The sequence below is a fragment of the Bradyrhizobium sp. 22 genome, assembly GCF_000482425.1.
Taxonomy (GTDB): Bacteria; Pseudomonadota; Alphaproteobacteria; order Rhizobiales; family Xanthobacteraceae; genus Bradyrhizobium; species Bradyrhizobium japonicum_B.
Map to the genome: position 1 here is coordinate 2,762,142 of NZ_KI519399.1, position 13,447 is coordinate 2,775,588.

Below are 13,447 nucleotides of genomic sequence, written 5' to 3' on the forward strand. Positions count from 1 at the left end.
ACATGGCTGGCTCAACAATCGAAAAAGATGTCTTCGGAAGACTGCCTGATGGCCGCGATGTCGAGCGCATCGTGCTGCGCGGGGCAGGCGGGTTCGAAGCGCGGATCATCACCCATGGTGCGGTGCTTCAGGCGCTGATCGCGCCGGATGCGAAGGGCGGCCATGACGACGTCGTGCTCGGCCATGACGCGTTCACCGGCTATCTTGCGGAACGAAAGTTCTTCGGCGCCACCGTCGGCCGCTACGCCAACCGCATCGCCAAGGGACGGTTTTCGCTGGATGGCGAGACGGTGCAGCTTGCCGTCAACAACGGGCCGAATGCCCTGCACGGCGGTCTCGATGGATTCGACCGCAAGCTCTGGGAGATCGTGGAGATCGACGAGGGCGCAGAGCCCGCAGTGACACTCGCCTATACGAGTCCGCCCGGGGAGGAGAATTATCCCGGCAAGCTCGATGTTCGCCTGACCTATCGCGTCACTGGCCCATCCGAGCTGTCGCTGACTATGGAAGCGCGCAGCGACCGGCCGACCATCGTCAACCTGACCAACCACAGCTTCTTCAATCTCGACGGCGCAACGTCGGGCACGTCCATCCTCGACCACCGCCTGACGGTCGCCGCCGAGCATTTCCTCGCGATCGATCCCACCGCCATTCCCTTGCCGGAGCCGCCGCGTCGCGTTGCCGGCACGCCGTTCGATTTCCGCGAAGCTCGGCCGGTCGGCGAGCGCATCCGGCAGGGCGATCAGCAATTGCAGAACGGCAGGGGCTACGACCACACCTACTGCCTCGGCCGCGACGGCAAGCTCGCGCTCGCCGCAAGGCTGGAGGCGCCGCGCTCGGGGCGGATCATGGAGCTGTTCACCGACCAGCCCGGCCTTCAGGTCTATTCCGGCAATTATCTGGACGGCACGGTTTCGGGGAAGGGCGGCAAGCTGATCCGGCAGTCGGACGCCATTTGCCTGGAGCCGCACATCTGGCCTGATGCGCCGAACCGGCCGGATTTTCCGAGCCCGCGCCTCGATCCCGGCCAGGTCTATCGCCATCACACGGTGTATCGCTTTGCAGTGAGGACGCCATGATGGAGCAGGTGCCGACCACCGTTCTCTCGGATGAACCCTGCCACCTCGGCGAGGGCCCGACCTATGACGTGACCACCGACACCGCCTGGTGGTTCGACATCCGCGAGGGACGGCTGTTCGAGGCGCAACTCGGCAACGGCAGCATCCGCGTCCATGCGCTCGGCCGGATGGCGAGCGCGCTCGGACGCATCGATGCCGAACGGCAGCTGATCGTCGCCGAGGACGGGCTTTACATCCGCAAGCTCGCCGATGGCGCCATGACGCTGTTCCTTGCGCTCGAGGCGGACAATCCGGTCACGCGCTCCAACGATTGCCGTGTGCACCAGTCCGGCACGTTCTGGATCGGCACCATGGGCAAGAAGGCCGAGCCGAAAGCCGGGGCGATCTACGCGCTCCATCGCGGCAAGATCTCGACACTGTTTCCCGGCATCAGCATCCCCAATTCGATCTGCTTCTCGCCGGATGGCGCCACCGGCTACTTCACCGACACTCCGCGCGCTGTGCTCTATGCCGTGCCGCTCAATCCCGCGACCGGCCTGCCGCGCGGCGAGCCGGAGGTGTTGCTGCGCCATACCGGCATTGGCGGTCTCGACGGCTCGGTGTGCGACGCCGACGGGCAGATCTGGAACGCCTGCTGGGGCGCGAGCCGGATCGACGTCTATTCTCCGCAAGGCGAACGGCTGCGTTCGCTCAGCGTGCCGGCACGGCAGGCGAGTTGCCCGGCCTTCGTCGGCCCCGACCTGTCGCGCCTCCTCGTCACCTCCGCCTGGCAGGACATGGACACGGCCGCGCGCGCCGCCGATCCGCAAGCCGGTTACACCTTTCTATTGGAGGCCTCCGCGCGCGGTCGCGCGGAGCCCGATGTCAAGCTCGCATAGGAGACAAGAAAGCAACCACGGCACGTTCTCGACGACACGAACGGACAATCTGAACACCCAAGGGAGTGAAACATGCAGAAACTGAAGATCGCATTCCTCGCACTGGCGCTGGCGGGCGCTGCGACGATGGCCACGAGCCTTCCCGCTGCCGCCCAGGACAAGGCGACCGTCGGCATCGCCATGCCGACAAAGTCGTCGGCGCGCTGGATCGACGACGGCAACAACATGGTCAAGGTGCTGAAGGAACGCGGCTACAACACCGACCTGCAATATGCCGAGGACGACATTCCGAACCAGCTCTCGCAAGTCGAGAACATGGTGACCAAGGGCGCGAAAGCACTGGTGATCGCCGCAATCGACGGCACGACGCTGTCCGACGTGCTCAAGCAGGCGAAAGCAAAAGGCATCACCGTGATCGCCTATGACCGCCTGATCCGCGGCACGCCGAACGTCGACTATTACGCGACCTTCGACAATTTCCAGGTCGGCGTCTTGCAGGCGCAATCGATCGAGCAGGGGCTCGGGCTGAAGGACGGCAAGGGCCCGTTCAACATCGAACTGTTCGGCGGCTCGCCGGACGACAACAATGCCTACTTCTTCTACAACGGCGCGATGAGCGTGCTGAAGCCCTACATCGACAGCGGCAAGCTCGTCGTTGCCTCGGGCCAGATGGGCATGGACAAGGTCGCGACGCTGCGTTGGGACGGCGCCACGGCCCAGGCCCGCATGGACAACCTGCTCAGCGCCTATTACGGCAACAAGAAGCTCAATGCCGTGTTGTCGCCTTATGACGGCATTTCGATCGGCATCATTTCGTCACTGAAGGGCGTCGGCTATGGCAGCGCCGGTCAGCCGATGCCGATCATTTCGGGGCAGGACGCCGAGGTGCCTTCGATCAAGGCGATGCTGCGCGGCGACCAATATTCGACCATCTTCAAGGACACCCGCGACCTCGCCAAGGTCACCGCGGACATGGTCGACGCCGCGCTCGCCGGCAAGCAGGTCACGGTCAACGACACCAAGACCTACGAGAACGGCGTCAAGACCGTGCCATCTTACCTGCTCAAGCCGGTCGTGGTCTACAAGGACAATTGGGAGAAGGTCCTGGTCGACAGCGGCTACTACAAGAAGGCGCAGTTCCAGTAGTTTATTGCTCTGTCATTCCGGGTCGATGCGAAGCATCGAACCCGGAATCTCGAGGTTCCGGGTTCGCCCTACGGGCGCCCCGGAACGACGACGATTGAAGGACACGCTGCCATGACCGCCATGCTGGAGATGCGCAACGTCAGCAAGAGCTTTGCCGGTGTGCAGGCGCTGCGCGACGTCAACTTCTCGGTTCACGCCGGACAGATCCACGCGCTCGTCGGTGAGAACGGTGCCGGCAAGTCGACGTTGATGAAGGTGCTGAGCGGGGTCTACCCGTATGGCAGCTACGAGGGCACCATCGTCTTCGAAGGCGAGGAGCGGCGCTTCCGCGACATCAACGATTCCGAGGCGCTCGGCATCATCATCATCCACCAGGAGCTGGCGCTGATCCCGCTGATGTCGATCGCGGAAAACATCTTCCTGTCGCATCCGCCCTCGAAGCTCGGCGTGATCGACCGCGACGAGGTGTACCGGCGCACGCAGGAGCTGCTGGCCCAGGTCGGCCTGAAGGAATCCCCGGATACGCTGATCACCGATCTCGGCGTCGGCAAGCAGCAATTGGTCGAAATCGCCAAAGCGCTGTCCAAGCGCGTGCGGATGCTGATCCTGGACGAGCCGACCGCCAGCTTGAACGAAGCCGACAGCGCCGCGCTGCTCGAGCGCCTGATGGCCTTCCGCCAGCAGGGCATCGGCTCCATCCTGATCTCGCACAAGCTCAACGAGGTCGCCAAGGTTGCCGATCACATCACCGTGCTGCGCGACGGCCGGACCGTCGACAGCATCGATTGCCATGCCGAGCCGATCCAGGAAGATCGCATCATCCGCAGCATGGTCAATCGCGATATGGCCCACCGCTTCCCGGAGCGTAACGCCAAGATCGGCGAGCCCGTGCTCGACGTCGCCAACTGGTCGGTCTACCACCCGATCCATCCCGAGCGGCAGGTGATCAAGAACGTCGATTTCGGCGTCAGGCGCGGCGAGGTCGTCGGCATTGCCGGATTGATGGGCGCCGGCCGCACCGAATTCGCCATGAGCCTGTTCGGCCGCTCCTGGGGAACCAATATCAGCGGCACGATCCGGCTGGAGGGACGGGAGATCGTGCTGCCGAGCGTCGCGGCGGCGATCGACGCCGGCCTTGCCTATGTCACCGAGGACCGCAAGCAACTCGGCCTGATCCTCGCCGACGACGTCCGCAAGAACATCACGCTCGCCAGCCTCGACCAGGTCGCGCCGAGCCGGGTGATCGACGACATCGCCGAGCTGAAGGTCGCCAGCGATTACCGCACCCGCATGCGCATCCGCTGCTCCGACGTCTACCAGGAGACCGGCCAGCTCTCCGGCGGCAACCAGCAGAAGGTGGTGCTGTCGAAATGGCTGATGACCGACCCGAAAGTCCTGATTCTGGACGAGCCGACGCGGGGCATCGACGTCGGTGCCAAGTACGAGATTTACTGTATCATCAACGAGCTGGCGGAGGCCGGCCGCGGCGTCGTGGTGATCTCCTCGGAGATGCCCGAACTGCTCGGCATCTGCGACCGCATCTGTGTCATGAATGAAGGCGCCTTCGTGGGCGAGTTCAAGGGCGCGGACGCGACGCAAGAGAAGATCATGCGCGCCATCATGCGCAACGAACGAAACATTGGGAACGCCGCGCCCGCGGCCGCGGAAATGGGAGGAATGCAGCCATGACCGACAAGACGGTGTCGCTGCCCGAGGAGCGCCGGCACGGCAGCTTCATCAAGAACAATCTGCGCAACTACGGCATGCTGATGTCGTTGATCGCGATCATGCTGTTTTTCCAGGTGATGACCGGCGGCACGCTGCTGCAGCCGCTCAATCTGACCAATCTCGTACTTCAGAACAGCTACATCGTCATCATGGCGCTGGGCATGCTTCTGGTGATCGTCACCGGCCATATCGACCTCTCGGTCGGCTCGGTCGCCGGCTTCGTCGGCGCGGTCGCCGCCGTGCTGATGGTGACCTACAAGGTGGACTACACGCTCGCCTTCATCGCCTGCCTGCTGCTGGGGGCGGCGATCGGTGCGGCGCAGGGCTACTGGGTGGCCTATTTCGGCATTCCGTCCTTCATCGTCACGCTGGCGGGCATGCTGGTGTTCAAGGGGCTCGCCCTCGCGGTGCTGCAGGGCCAGTCACTCGGCCCGTTCCCGGCGACCTTCCAGAAGCTGTCCTCCGGCTTCATTCCGGAGCTTCTGCCCGAGGCCGGCACGCTGCATCCGACCTCCATGCTGATCGGCGCCGTGCTCGCGCTCGGCCTCGTCTATGCCAGCGCCAAGGGCCGGTCGCGCGAGCAGGCGCATGGCATCGAGGTCGAGCCTTACGCGTTCTTCCTGGGCAAGAGCGTCCTGCTTGCCTGCGCCGTGCTCTATTTCACCTATCTGATCGCCTCGCATCGCGGCCTGCCGAACGTGCTGGTGATCATGACCGCGTTGATCGCGCTCTACGGCTTCGTCACCCGTCGCACCGTGATCGGTCGGCAGGTCTATGCAGTCGGCGGCAATGCGAAGGCGGCGAAGCTGTCGGGCATCAAGACGGAGCAGCTGACCTTTCTCACCTTCGTCAACATGGGCGTGCTCGCCGCGCTGGCCGGCCTCGTCTTCGCCGCGCGTCTCAACACCGCGACCCCGAAGGCCGGGCTCGGCTTCGAGCTCGACGTCATCGCCGCCTGCTTCATCGGCGGCGCCTCGGCCTATGGCGGCGTGGGTCGGGTCGGCGGCGCCGTGGTCGGCGCCATGATCATGGGCGTGATGAACAACGGCATGTCCATCCTCGGCATCGGCATCGACTATCAGCAGGTCATCAAGGGCCTGGTGCTGCTCGGGGCGGTGTGTATCGACGTGTATAACCAGCGGCGGTAGCCGCAGAGAAGGTCTTGTAGCAACCATTAAACGGCGCCCGCTTGCCGGTGAGCATGACGCCGTGCTTGCGGCCGTCAAGGCGTGGCCTGGCGGCAGTGGGGCAGGGGTGAGGCCGGCGCGACGGCCAGCCTTGACGGCCGCGGCGCGCGGCGTCTTTGTGAGGGCAGGTCGGGACGAAGAAACGGTGCTTCGGCCGAACAAAGAAACGCGATCAAGTGGCTGGTATGCCGGCGACTTCAGGCAATTTTTTCTGCCAGGGCGTGCCGCGAGCGACGACTGTATTGGCGAAGATCAGCAGCTTTCTGGCACACGCGATCAAGGCGCGTTTGTGCTCCTTGCCGGCTCGGGTCAGCCTTCCGTAGAACGCGATCAGCTGCGGATTCCAGCGGAATGAGGCGGGAAACGCGGCAGCAAAGAGCGCACGTCGCAGTCGGTCACGCCCGCCGGCGATCTGACGAGCGCCGGAGCGATCGCCGCTGTCGTCGTCGTAAGGGGCAATGCCAGCCAGCGCGGCCGCTTGTTCGCGCGTGATCTGACCGATCTCAGGCATCCGCACCAGAATGACCATGGCGGTCTTCAGCCCAATACCGTCGATGCTGTTGATCAAGGCGAGCCGCTTGGCAAGATCGCGATGCTCACGGATTGCGGCGGCCAGTGCCTTCAGTTCGACCCTCTCGCGCTTGGCCAGGCGGGCGATATCTTCCTTCCACAGCTTCTGGAGCCGCATATTGCGGCAGCTCTCGATCCGGTTCTTCAACCGAGCAATGTCCTCCGTGATCTGGTCGATCATCGTCAGATGCTCGGCAAAGGGCTGCAACCGGGGATCCGGAGCTGCGTGGATCTTCTTGACCGCGGCGGTACAGGCTGCAATCAGCGCGGCATCGATCTTGTCATTCTTGGCTCGCTGCAGCTGGAACACGCCATAAGCGCGCACCTGGGCCGGCTGAAACACGACGACCACAAACCGCTGCCGCCGCAGTTCGGCGACGACAGCTTGCTCATAGCCGCCACTCGCCTCGATCCCAACCCGCTTGATCTTGTGCTGCCGCAGCCATTCCACCAACACTTTATGGCCATCCGGCGTGTTGTCGGCCTGAAACCGCTCCGAACCACCATCAAGTGCAACATCGAGCTTACGTTTGCCGGTATCGATCCCGGCACACATCGTGATACGCTTGGCCATCTTCGTCGACCCTCCCTTGTTACGCGAACCTGAAGTTCGTTCAACCATCCGGGTCCCGATGAAGTGCCGATCGCGATCTTGCTACGTCTGACAGCCCTCAAGGCTTCGGTGGGCATCGATCCGATCGAACGGCGACCCAGCTCGGGCGGCCACCCGGGCTGGGCCATTCCTCACGGAACGCCCCATTATAAGCCGGCGCGCTGATACAAGGGTGGGCAAAGGCGCAACGCGCCGTGCCCACCATCGTTCTCCGATCGAAAGAAGTGGTGGGCACGCTACGATTTGCCCACCCTACGACAACGGCGCTACGGCAGCGGTGATTGCGTCGTGAACAGCACCGCCGCGATCGCGACGGACAGGCTCACCGCCGATATCGTTGCCACGGTCGACAGCACCCCCATTCGCCGGAGCGCGAGGGCGAACACGATGATGATGGGGGTCGCCGTCATCAGCCCGATCTGTGCATCGCTCATCTCTTCGCTCGCCGTTTTGCGGAACCGCCCGATGGCATCCACCCTATGACGGCGGGGCGGGCGGAACGTTGCGGCAGCGCAAACGTGCCTCTGGCCGGTTGCACTATTTGTCCGGCGACAAAGTCGGAACGGCGCACGTGGGATATCTGTCCGGCGGCTTGATGCGGAAGGCAGATGTCGGCGACGGACCTCGAACAAGAAGGCAGCGGCTGGGGAATCCTGGAAGATCTTCCTGGCGATCCCATGATCTGGGTGCTCATCTTCAGCGAGCTCGCCGCGTTCGGCCTGTTCCTGGGTGCTTTCGTCGTCGCTCGTGCGCTTCACCCAGCGGTCTTCGCGGCCGGTCAGGCCACGCTTGATGCGCATCTGGCGGGACTCAACACCATCGTGCTGGTGACCAGCGGCTGGGCTGCCGCACGGGCGACGGCTGCAGCACGCGCGGGCGACAGGGGACGTGCGCGCGGCTGGCTGTTCGGTGCCATGGCGCTTGGCACGCTCTTCATCGCGGTCAAGCTGCTCGAATATGCCGGCGAGATTGCGTCGGGAAACGGCCTGGAGACCAGTCCGTTCTTCACGCTGTACTTCCTCCTCACCGGATTCCATCTCCTGCATGTCGGCCTCGGCATCGTGATTCTCGCCGTGGTTTCCCGGGGTGCCCGGGCGGCAAGCGTCGAGACCGGAACCGCGTTCTGGCACATGGTCGACCTGCTCTGGATCGTCATGTTTCCCATCATCTATCTGGTGCACCCGTGATTCCCGATCGTCTCGACCTCGCCTGGATCGTGTTGATCGGCCTCGCGCTCGCGACCCTTCTGGTTCCGGCGCTGGTGTCGCGACCCTTGTTCGCCAATGCCTTGCTGCTGACCTTCGCCGCCCTCAAGGGCCGCCGTGTCGTGCTTGACTTCCTCGACCTTCGCGCGGCACCGGCGCTCTGGCGCGGCCTCGTCAGTGCCTGGATCCTCATCGTGGTGCTGTTCGCGTGGCTCGCATCCGCCATCGTCGTTCTGATCTGACCCCTATGTCGCGCATCTTCGCGCTCGTTGCGCTTCGACAAAGATTGATCGGCGCCCTTCGGCAATAAATCGCATCACCGAATTTTTCGACTCAAACCGGAAAGGATTGGCAATGGCTGAACGCCTGACCAAGTCGGCCGCTCGAAACGTGTTCTACGGCGGCTCGGCCTTTTTCTTCGCCATTTTCATAGGGCTGACGGCGCACAGCCATTACTACATCGCCACGACGTCCACGGACGCAACGACGCTGACGTCGTCGGTCGCCCGCGGCAAGCATGTCTGGGAGAAGAACTCCTGCATCAACTGCCACACCTTGCTCGGCGAGGGCGCCTATTTCGCGCCTGAGGTCGGCAACGTCTGGGATCGCTGGGGCGGCAACGAGGACCCGGCCGCAGCGCGCGAGACGTTGAAGGCGTGGATGCAGTCGCAGCCCTCCGGTGCGCCGGGCCGGCGGCAGATGCCGCAGTTCAACCTCACCAATCAGGAGCTCGACGATCTCGCCGACTTCCTGGAATGGACCAGCAAGATCAAGCGGCAGGAATGGCCGCCGAACAAGGCCGGCTGAGCGCCTTCCTCTTTCAAGACAGAGAGAACCCGAGATGAAATATCAAACCCAGAAAGTCGCGATGCTGTATTTCTACGGCGCGCTGACCCTGTTCCTGGCCCAGGTCCTGTTCGGCCTTCTCGCCGGAACCATCTACGTCCTGCCCAACACGTTGTCGGCCCTCCTGCCGTTCAACATCGTCAGGATGATCCACACCAACGCGCTGATCGTGTGGTCGCTGATCGGCTTCATGGGCGCGACCTACTTCCTGCTCCCGGAAGAGACCGAGACCGAGCTCTATAGCCCGCTGCTGGCGAAGATCCAGTTCTGGCTGTTCTTCGGTGCGGCCGGCGTCGCCGTGGTCGGCTATCTCTTCCACTATCACGAGGGCCGTGAGTTCCTCGAACAGCCCTTCATCCTCAAGGTCGGCATCGTCGTCGTCTGCCTGATGTTCCTGTTCAACGTCACGATGACGGCGCTGAAGGGCCGCAAGACCACGATCACCAACATCCTGCTGTTTGGCCTGTGGGGCGTCGCGATCTTCTTCCTGTTCGCCTTCTACAATCCGGTGAACCTTGCCGTCGACAAGATGTACTGGTGGTACGTCGTCCATCTCTGGGTCGAAGGCGTCTGGGAGCTGATCATGGCCTCCGTGCTCGCTTATCTCATGATCAAGCTCAACGGCATCGATCGTGAGGTGGTCGAGAAGTGGCTCTACGTCATCATCGGTCTTGCCCTGTTCTCGGGCATCCTCGGCACCGGCCACCACTTCTATTGGATCGGCGCGCCCGGCTACTGGCAGTGGATCGGTTCGCTGTTCTCCACGCTCGAAGTCGCGCCGTTCTTCACGATGGTGATCTTCACGGTGCAGATGACCTGGAAGGCCGGCCGCAAGCATCCGAACCGCGCGGCGCTGTTGTGGTCGGTCGGCTGCTCGGTGATGGCGTTCCTCGGCGCCGGCGTGTGGGGCTTCCTGCATACGCTGTCCTCGGTGAACTACTACACCCACGGCACGCAGGTCACCGCCGCGCATGGCCATCTCGCTTTCTTCGGCGCCTATGTGATGCTGAACCTGTCGGTGATGGCCTATGCGATCCCGCAGCTGAAGGGACGTGCGCCCTATAACCAGTGGCTGTCCATGACGAGCTTCTGGATCATGTGCACGGCCATGATGGTGATGACCTTCGCGCTGACCTTCGCCGGCGTCGTCCAGGTCCATCTCCAGCGCGTGCTCGGCCAGGGCTACATGGACGTGCAGGACCAGCTCGCGATGTTCTACTGGGTCCGTCTCGGCTCCGGTGTGTTCGTGGCGATCTCCGCGCTGATGTTCGTCTGGGCCGTGCTGGTGCCGAGCCGCGAGAAGCAGGCGGTCGTTCCCGCCGCGCTGCAGCCGGCTGAGTAAACGCAAAAGGCGGCCGCGGTTCGTCGCGGCCGCCCTCTCTTTTGAAATCCGGAGGAAGATCATGAACGCAGCACTTCTCGCCGTGGCAGCACCTCGGCCCGAGCTGCCGGCTTATGTCGCGAGCGGCAACGAATGCGCGCTGTTCGAACACGCCTGGCGCCATCAGCTCCCCGTACTGCTCAAGGGGCCGACCGGCTGCGGCAAGACCCGCTTCGTCGCGCATATGGCGGCCCGGCTCGGGCTGCCGCTTCACACCGTCGCCTGTCATGACGATCTGACCGCCGCCGATCTCACCGGCCGTCATCTGCTCAGGGGCGGCGACACCGTCTGGACCGACGGTCCGCTGACGCGCGCCGTGCGCGACGGCGGTATCTGCTATCTCGACGAGGTCGTCGAGGCCCGCAAGGACGTCACCGTCGTGCTGCATCCTCTGACCGACGATCGCCGCATCCTGCCGCTGGAGCGCACCGGCGAGGAGCTGGTGGCGCCACGCAGCTTCATGCTCGTCGTCTCCTACAACCCCGGCTACCAGACGCTCCTGAAGGCGCTGAAGCCCTCGACGCGGCAGCGCTTCGTCGCCATCGAATTCGATTTCCTGCCGCCGGAGCAGGAGATCGGCGTCGTGTCCGCCGAAAGCGGGTTGTCGCCGGAGCAGGTGCGGCCGCTGGTGGGGCTGGCTGGCCGGCTGCGTGCGCTCAAGGGGCACGATCTGGAGGAGGGCGTCTCGACCCGGCTCGTGGTTTATTGCGCCACCCTGATCGCCGCGGGCACGCCGATTGCCGATGCCGTGCTGGCCGGCATGATCGAGCCGCTTACCGACGACCCCGACGTCAAGGCGGCGCTGCTGGACGTCGCACGCGCCGTCATCGGGTGAGGCCGCACCGATGCTCGACTTCCTCGAACTGGAGGAGACGGTCGGCCGCGCCTGGCACAGGATGGTCGGCGGCACCGCGAGCTATCCGGTTCACGACGAACACGTCGTCGCGCTGACCGAGGTGAGGGGGCGGCTCGCGGTGATGTTCCGCGCGCTCGGCGGCGAGACCGGGGTGCAGATTGCAAGCGCAGGCGCGCGAAAATCGGGGCACCGCCTCGGCTGGCGGCAGCGCATCGGCCTCGGAGACGAGCGGCTCGAGCAGCCGGGCCGTGATGCTGCGACCATCTACCTGCCCGATCGCATCTCGATCTATCCCGACCGTGCGCTCAACGCGGCGCTCTATCGCTGGCTTGCGGCGTGGTTCGCCGCCGCGCCGATCGACACGATCACGGAAGCCGATCCGCTGCGGCGGGATCTCTTGGTGTTGCGCCGGGCCAGCGAGACGGCGGTGTTTGTGCTCATGCAATTTCCCGGCCTTGTCGGCGATTACGCGAAGCTCGCCGCAGCAACCGCCGAAGCCCGGCCCCGCCGTCCCCTTCCGCGGATCGAGCAGGAGGTCGAGCAGATCGTGCTGGCCCTGCTCGGAACCGGCAAGGCGCCTGCGGGCAAGCTGTGGCCGGCGATGATGGGCACGGGCCCGCTGCCGGACAAGGCGCCGCCGGGCTATCATTCGATCCTCCCGTGCCCGCTCTGGGGGGATTGCTGGACGCGCGAGCTCTCGCCCGCACATGCCGGCGAGGACGAATGCGCACCGGGCGCGGAAGCCGCGGCCGAGAACGATCGCAAACGCTTTGCCGTCCGCGAGCGCGAGGACAATGCCAACCGCCGCGATCCTTTCGTGCTCAACCGCTTCGAGAAGATCCTGGCGATGGCCGAGATGGTCAATGTCGACCGTCCGGCCGACGACAGCGAGGACGAGGATGCGCAGAAGGCGGCCGACGATCTCGAGGAGATCACGCTCAGCCGCCGCACCGGGAAGCCGGCGAGCCGGTTCAAGTTCGATCTCGACCTGCCGCCGGAAGCCGTCGATGCCTCGAAGTTGAATGCCGACCTCACCTATCCCGAATGGAACTATCGCAGCGGCTCCTATCTGCCGGATCATTGCCGCGTGCTCGCAGGCGCGGCCTCCGAGCAGGGTGAGAGCTGGACGCCTGACGATGCCACGCGCCGGCACATCCGTCAGGTGCGCCGTCGCTTCGAGGTGCTGCGGCCGCGCCACGAATTGATGCGCGCACAGACCGACGGACACGACCTGGATCTCGACGCGCTGGTGCGGGCGCAATGCGACCTGCGTGCCGGCAGCGGCGGCAGCGGTCTCGATCGCATCCATGTCGCCATGCGTCCGCAAGGGCACGATCTCGCCGTCACGCTGCTGGTCGACGTCTCGCTGTCCACCGACGCCTGGGTCGACGGCTACCGCGTGCTCGACGTCGAGAAGGAGGCGCTGCTGGTGCTCGCCCACGGTCTCTCGGCCTGCGGCGATCACCACAGCATCCTGACCTTCACCTCGCGCCGGCGCTCCTGGGTGCGGCTCGAAACGGTCAAGGCGTTCGGCGAGCCGATGAACGCGACGGTGGAGCGCCGGATCGGCGCGCTGAAGCCCGGCTATTACACGCGGATCGGCACGGCGGTGCGTCACGCCGCGGCCGAGCTGGTGCGCCAGCCGCAGCGCAAGAAGCTGCTGATCGTCCTTACCGACGGCAAGCCGAACGACGTCGATCATTACGAAGGTCGCTTCGCGGTCGAGGACACCCGGAAATCGGTGCAGGAGGCGCGCCGGCTCGGCATCGCCGCCTTCGGCGTCACGGTGGACGCAACTGCGCAATCCTACTTCCCAACCCTGTTCGGCCGCGGCGGCTACGCCATCGTCGGCAACATCAAGCGGCTGCCCGCGGCGCTGCCTGCGATCTACCGGCAGGTCGCGCATTGACAAGAACCCCCGGCGCCCCCTTGTCCTGTGAGCTATTGCTCACATTGTG

Annotated in this window: 13 protein-coding genes; 11 read left to right on the top strand and 2 right to left on the bottom strand. The window is 64.6% G+C overall.

From position 1 onward, the window contains the following. Positions 1 to 2: 2 nt before the first annotated feature. The 5 genes from K410_RS0114285 to mmsB all read left to right on the top strand — a co-directional run bounded on the left by K410_RS0114285 (position 3) and on the right by mmsB (position 5,979). Entirely contained in the window at positions 3 to 1,079 is a 1,077-nt protein-coding gene (locus tag K410_RS0114285; RefSeq protein WP_028135511.1) for an aldose epimerase family protein, read from the top strand. After that, positions 1,079 to 1,957, top strand: coding sequence for an SMP-30/gluconolactonase/LRE family protein (locus tag K410_RS0114290; protein ID WP_028135512.1), 879 nt, complete (start codon positions 1,079 to 1,081; stop codon positions 1,955 to 1,957). Before K410_RS0114285 ends, K410_RS0114290 begins: the two co-directional genes overlap by 1 nt. Before the next feature lie 72 nt (positions 1,958 to 2,029). Further along, a complete protein-coding gene (gene chvE / locus K410_RS0114295; RefSeq protein ID WP_028135513.1) occupies positions 2,030 to 3,103 on the top strand; it encodes a multiple monosaccharide ABC transporter substrate-binding protein in 1,074 nt (357 codons plus the stop codon). 111 nt (positions 3,104 to 3,214) lie between these two features. Then, positions 3,215 to 4,792, top strand: a complete 1,578-nt coding sequence (mmsA, locus tag K410_RS0114300) for a multiple monosaccharide ABC transporter ATP-binding protein (protein ID WP_028135514.1) — start codon at positions 3,215 to 3,217, stop codon at positions 4,790 to 4,792. Further along, positions 4,789 to 5,979: a multiple monosaccharide ABC transporter permease gene (mmsB, locus tag K410_RS0114305; protein WP_028135515.1), complete on the top strand. Its 1,191-nt coding sequence runs from the start codon at positions 4,789 to 4,791 to the stop codon at positions 5,977 to 5,979. Before mmsA ends, mmsB begins: the two co-directional genes overlap by 4 nt. Before the next feature lie 211 nt (positions 5,980 to 6,190). On the opposite strand, the gene K410_RS0114310 is transcribed toward mmsB, so the two are convergent. Then, the gene (locus K410_RS0114310) at positions 6,191 to 7,162 is read right to left on the bottom strand and encodes an IS110 family RNA-guided transposase (RefSeq protein WP_028135516.1); all 972 of its coding nucleotides are present in this window, start codon (positions 7,160 to 7,162) and stop codon (positions 6,191 to 6,193) included. Between the two features lie 305 nt (positions 7,163 to 7,467). Continuing rightward, positions 7,468 to 7,635: a hypothetical protein gene (locus K410_RS40375; protein WP_196236017.1), complete on the bottom strand. Its 168-nt coding sequence runs from the start codon at positions 7,633 to 7,635 to the stop codon at positions 7,468 to 7,470. Between the two features lie 174 nt (positions 7,636 to 7,809). Between K410_RS40375 and K410_RS0114320 the strand changes: the two genes are divergently transcribed. The 6 genes from K410_RS0114320 (at position 7,810) to K410_RS0114345 (ending at position 13,398) form a co-directional block, all read left to right on the top strand. Beyond that, positions 7,810 to 8,388, top strand: coding sequence for a cytochrome c oxidase subunit 3 family protein (locus tag K410_RS0114320; protein ID WP_028135517.1), 579 nt, complete (start codon positions 7,810 to 7,812; stop codon positions 8,386 to 8,388). Further along, entirely contained in the window at positions 8,388 to 8,648 is a 261-nt protein-coding gene (locus K410_RS0114325; protein ID WP_028135518.1) for a cytochrome C oxidase subunit IV family protein, read from the top strand. Before K410_RS0114320 ends, K410_RS0114325 begins: the two co-directional genes overlap by 1 nt. A gap of 112 nt (positions 8,649 to 8,760) precedes the next feature. Next, entirely contained in the window at positions 8,761 to 9,213 is a 453-nt protein-coding gene (locus tag K410_RS0114330) for a c-type cytochrome (RefSeq protein WP_028135519.1), read from the top strand. Positions 9,214 to 9,247: 34 nt separating this feature from the next. Then, positions 9,248 to 10,594, top strand: coding sequence for a cbb3-type cytochrome c oxidase subunit I (locus K410_RS0114335; RefSeq protein ID WP_028135520.1), 1,347 nt, complete (start codon positions 9,248 to 9,250; stop codon positions 10,592 to 10,594). A gap of 61 nt (positions 10,595 to 10,655) precedes the next feature. Further along, positions 10,656 to 11,468 carry a CbbQ/NirQ/NorQ/GpvN family protein gene (locus K410_RS0114340; protein WP_028135521.1) on the top strand — a complete coding sequence of 271 codons (813 nt, stop codon included), beginning with the start codon at positions 10,656 to 10,658 and terminating at the stop codon, positions 11,466 to 11,468. Between the two features lie 10 nt (positions 11,469 to 11,478). Further along, complete coding sequence (locus K410_RS0114345; protein WP_028135522.1) at positions 11,479 to 13,398, top strand: nitric oxide reductase activation protein NorD; 1,920 nt, start codon at positions 11,479 to 11,481, stop codon at positions 13,396 to 13,398. The last annotated feature ends 49 nt before the right edge of the window (positions 13,399 to 13,447 follow it).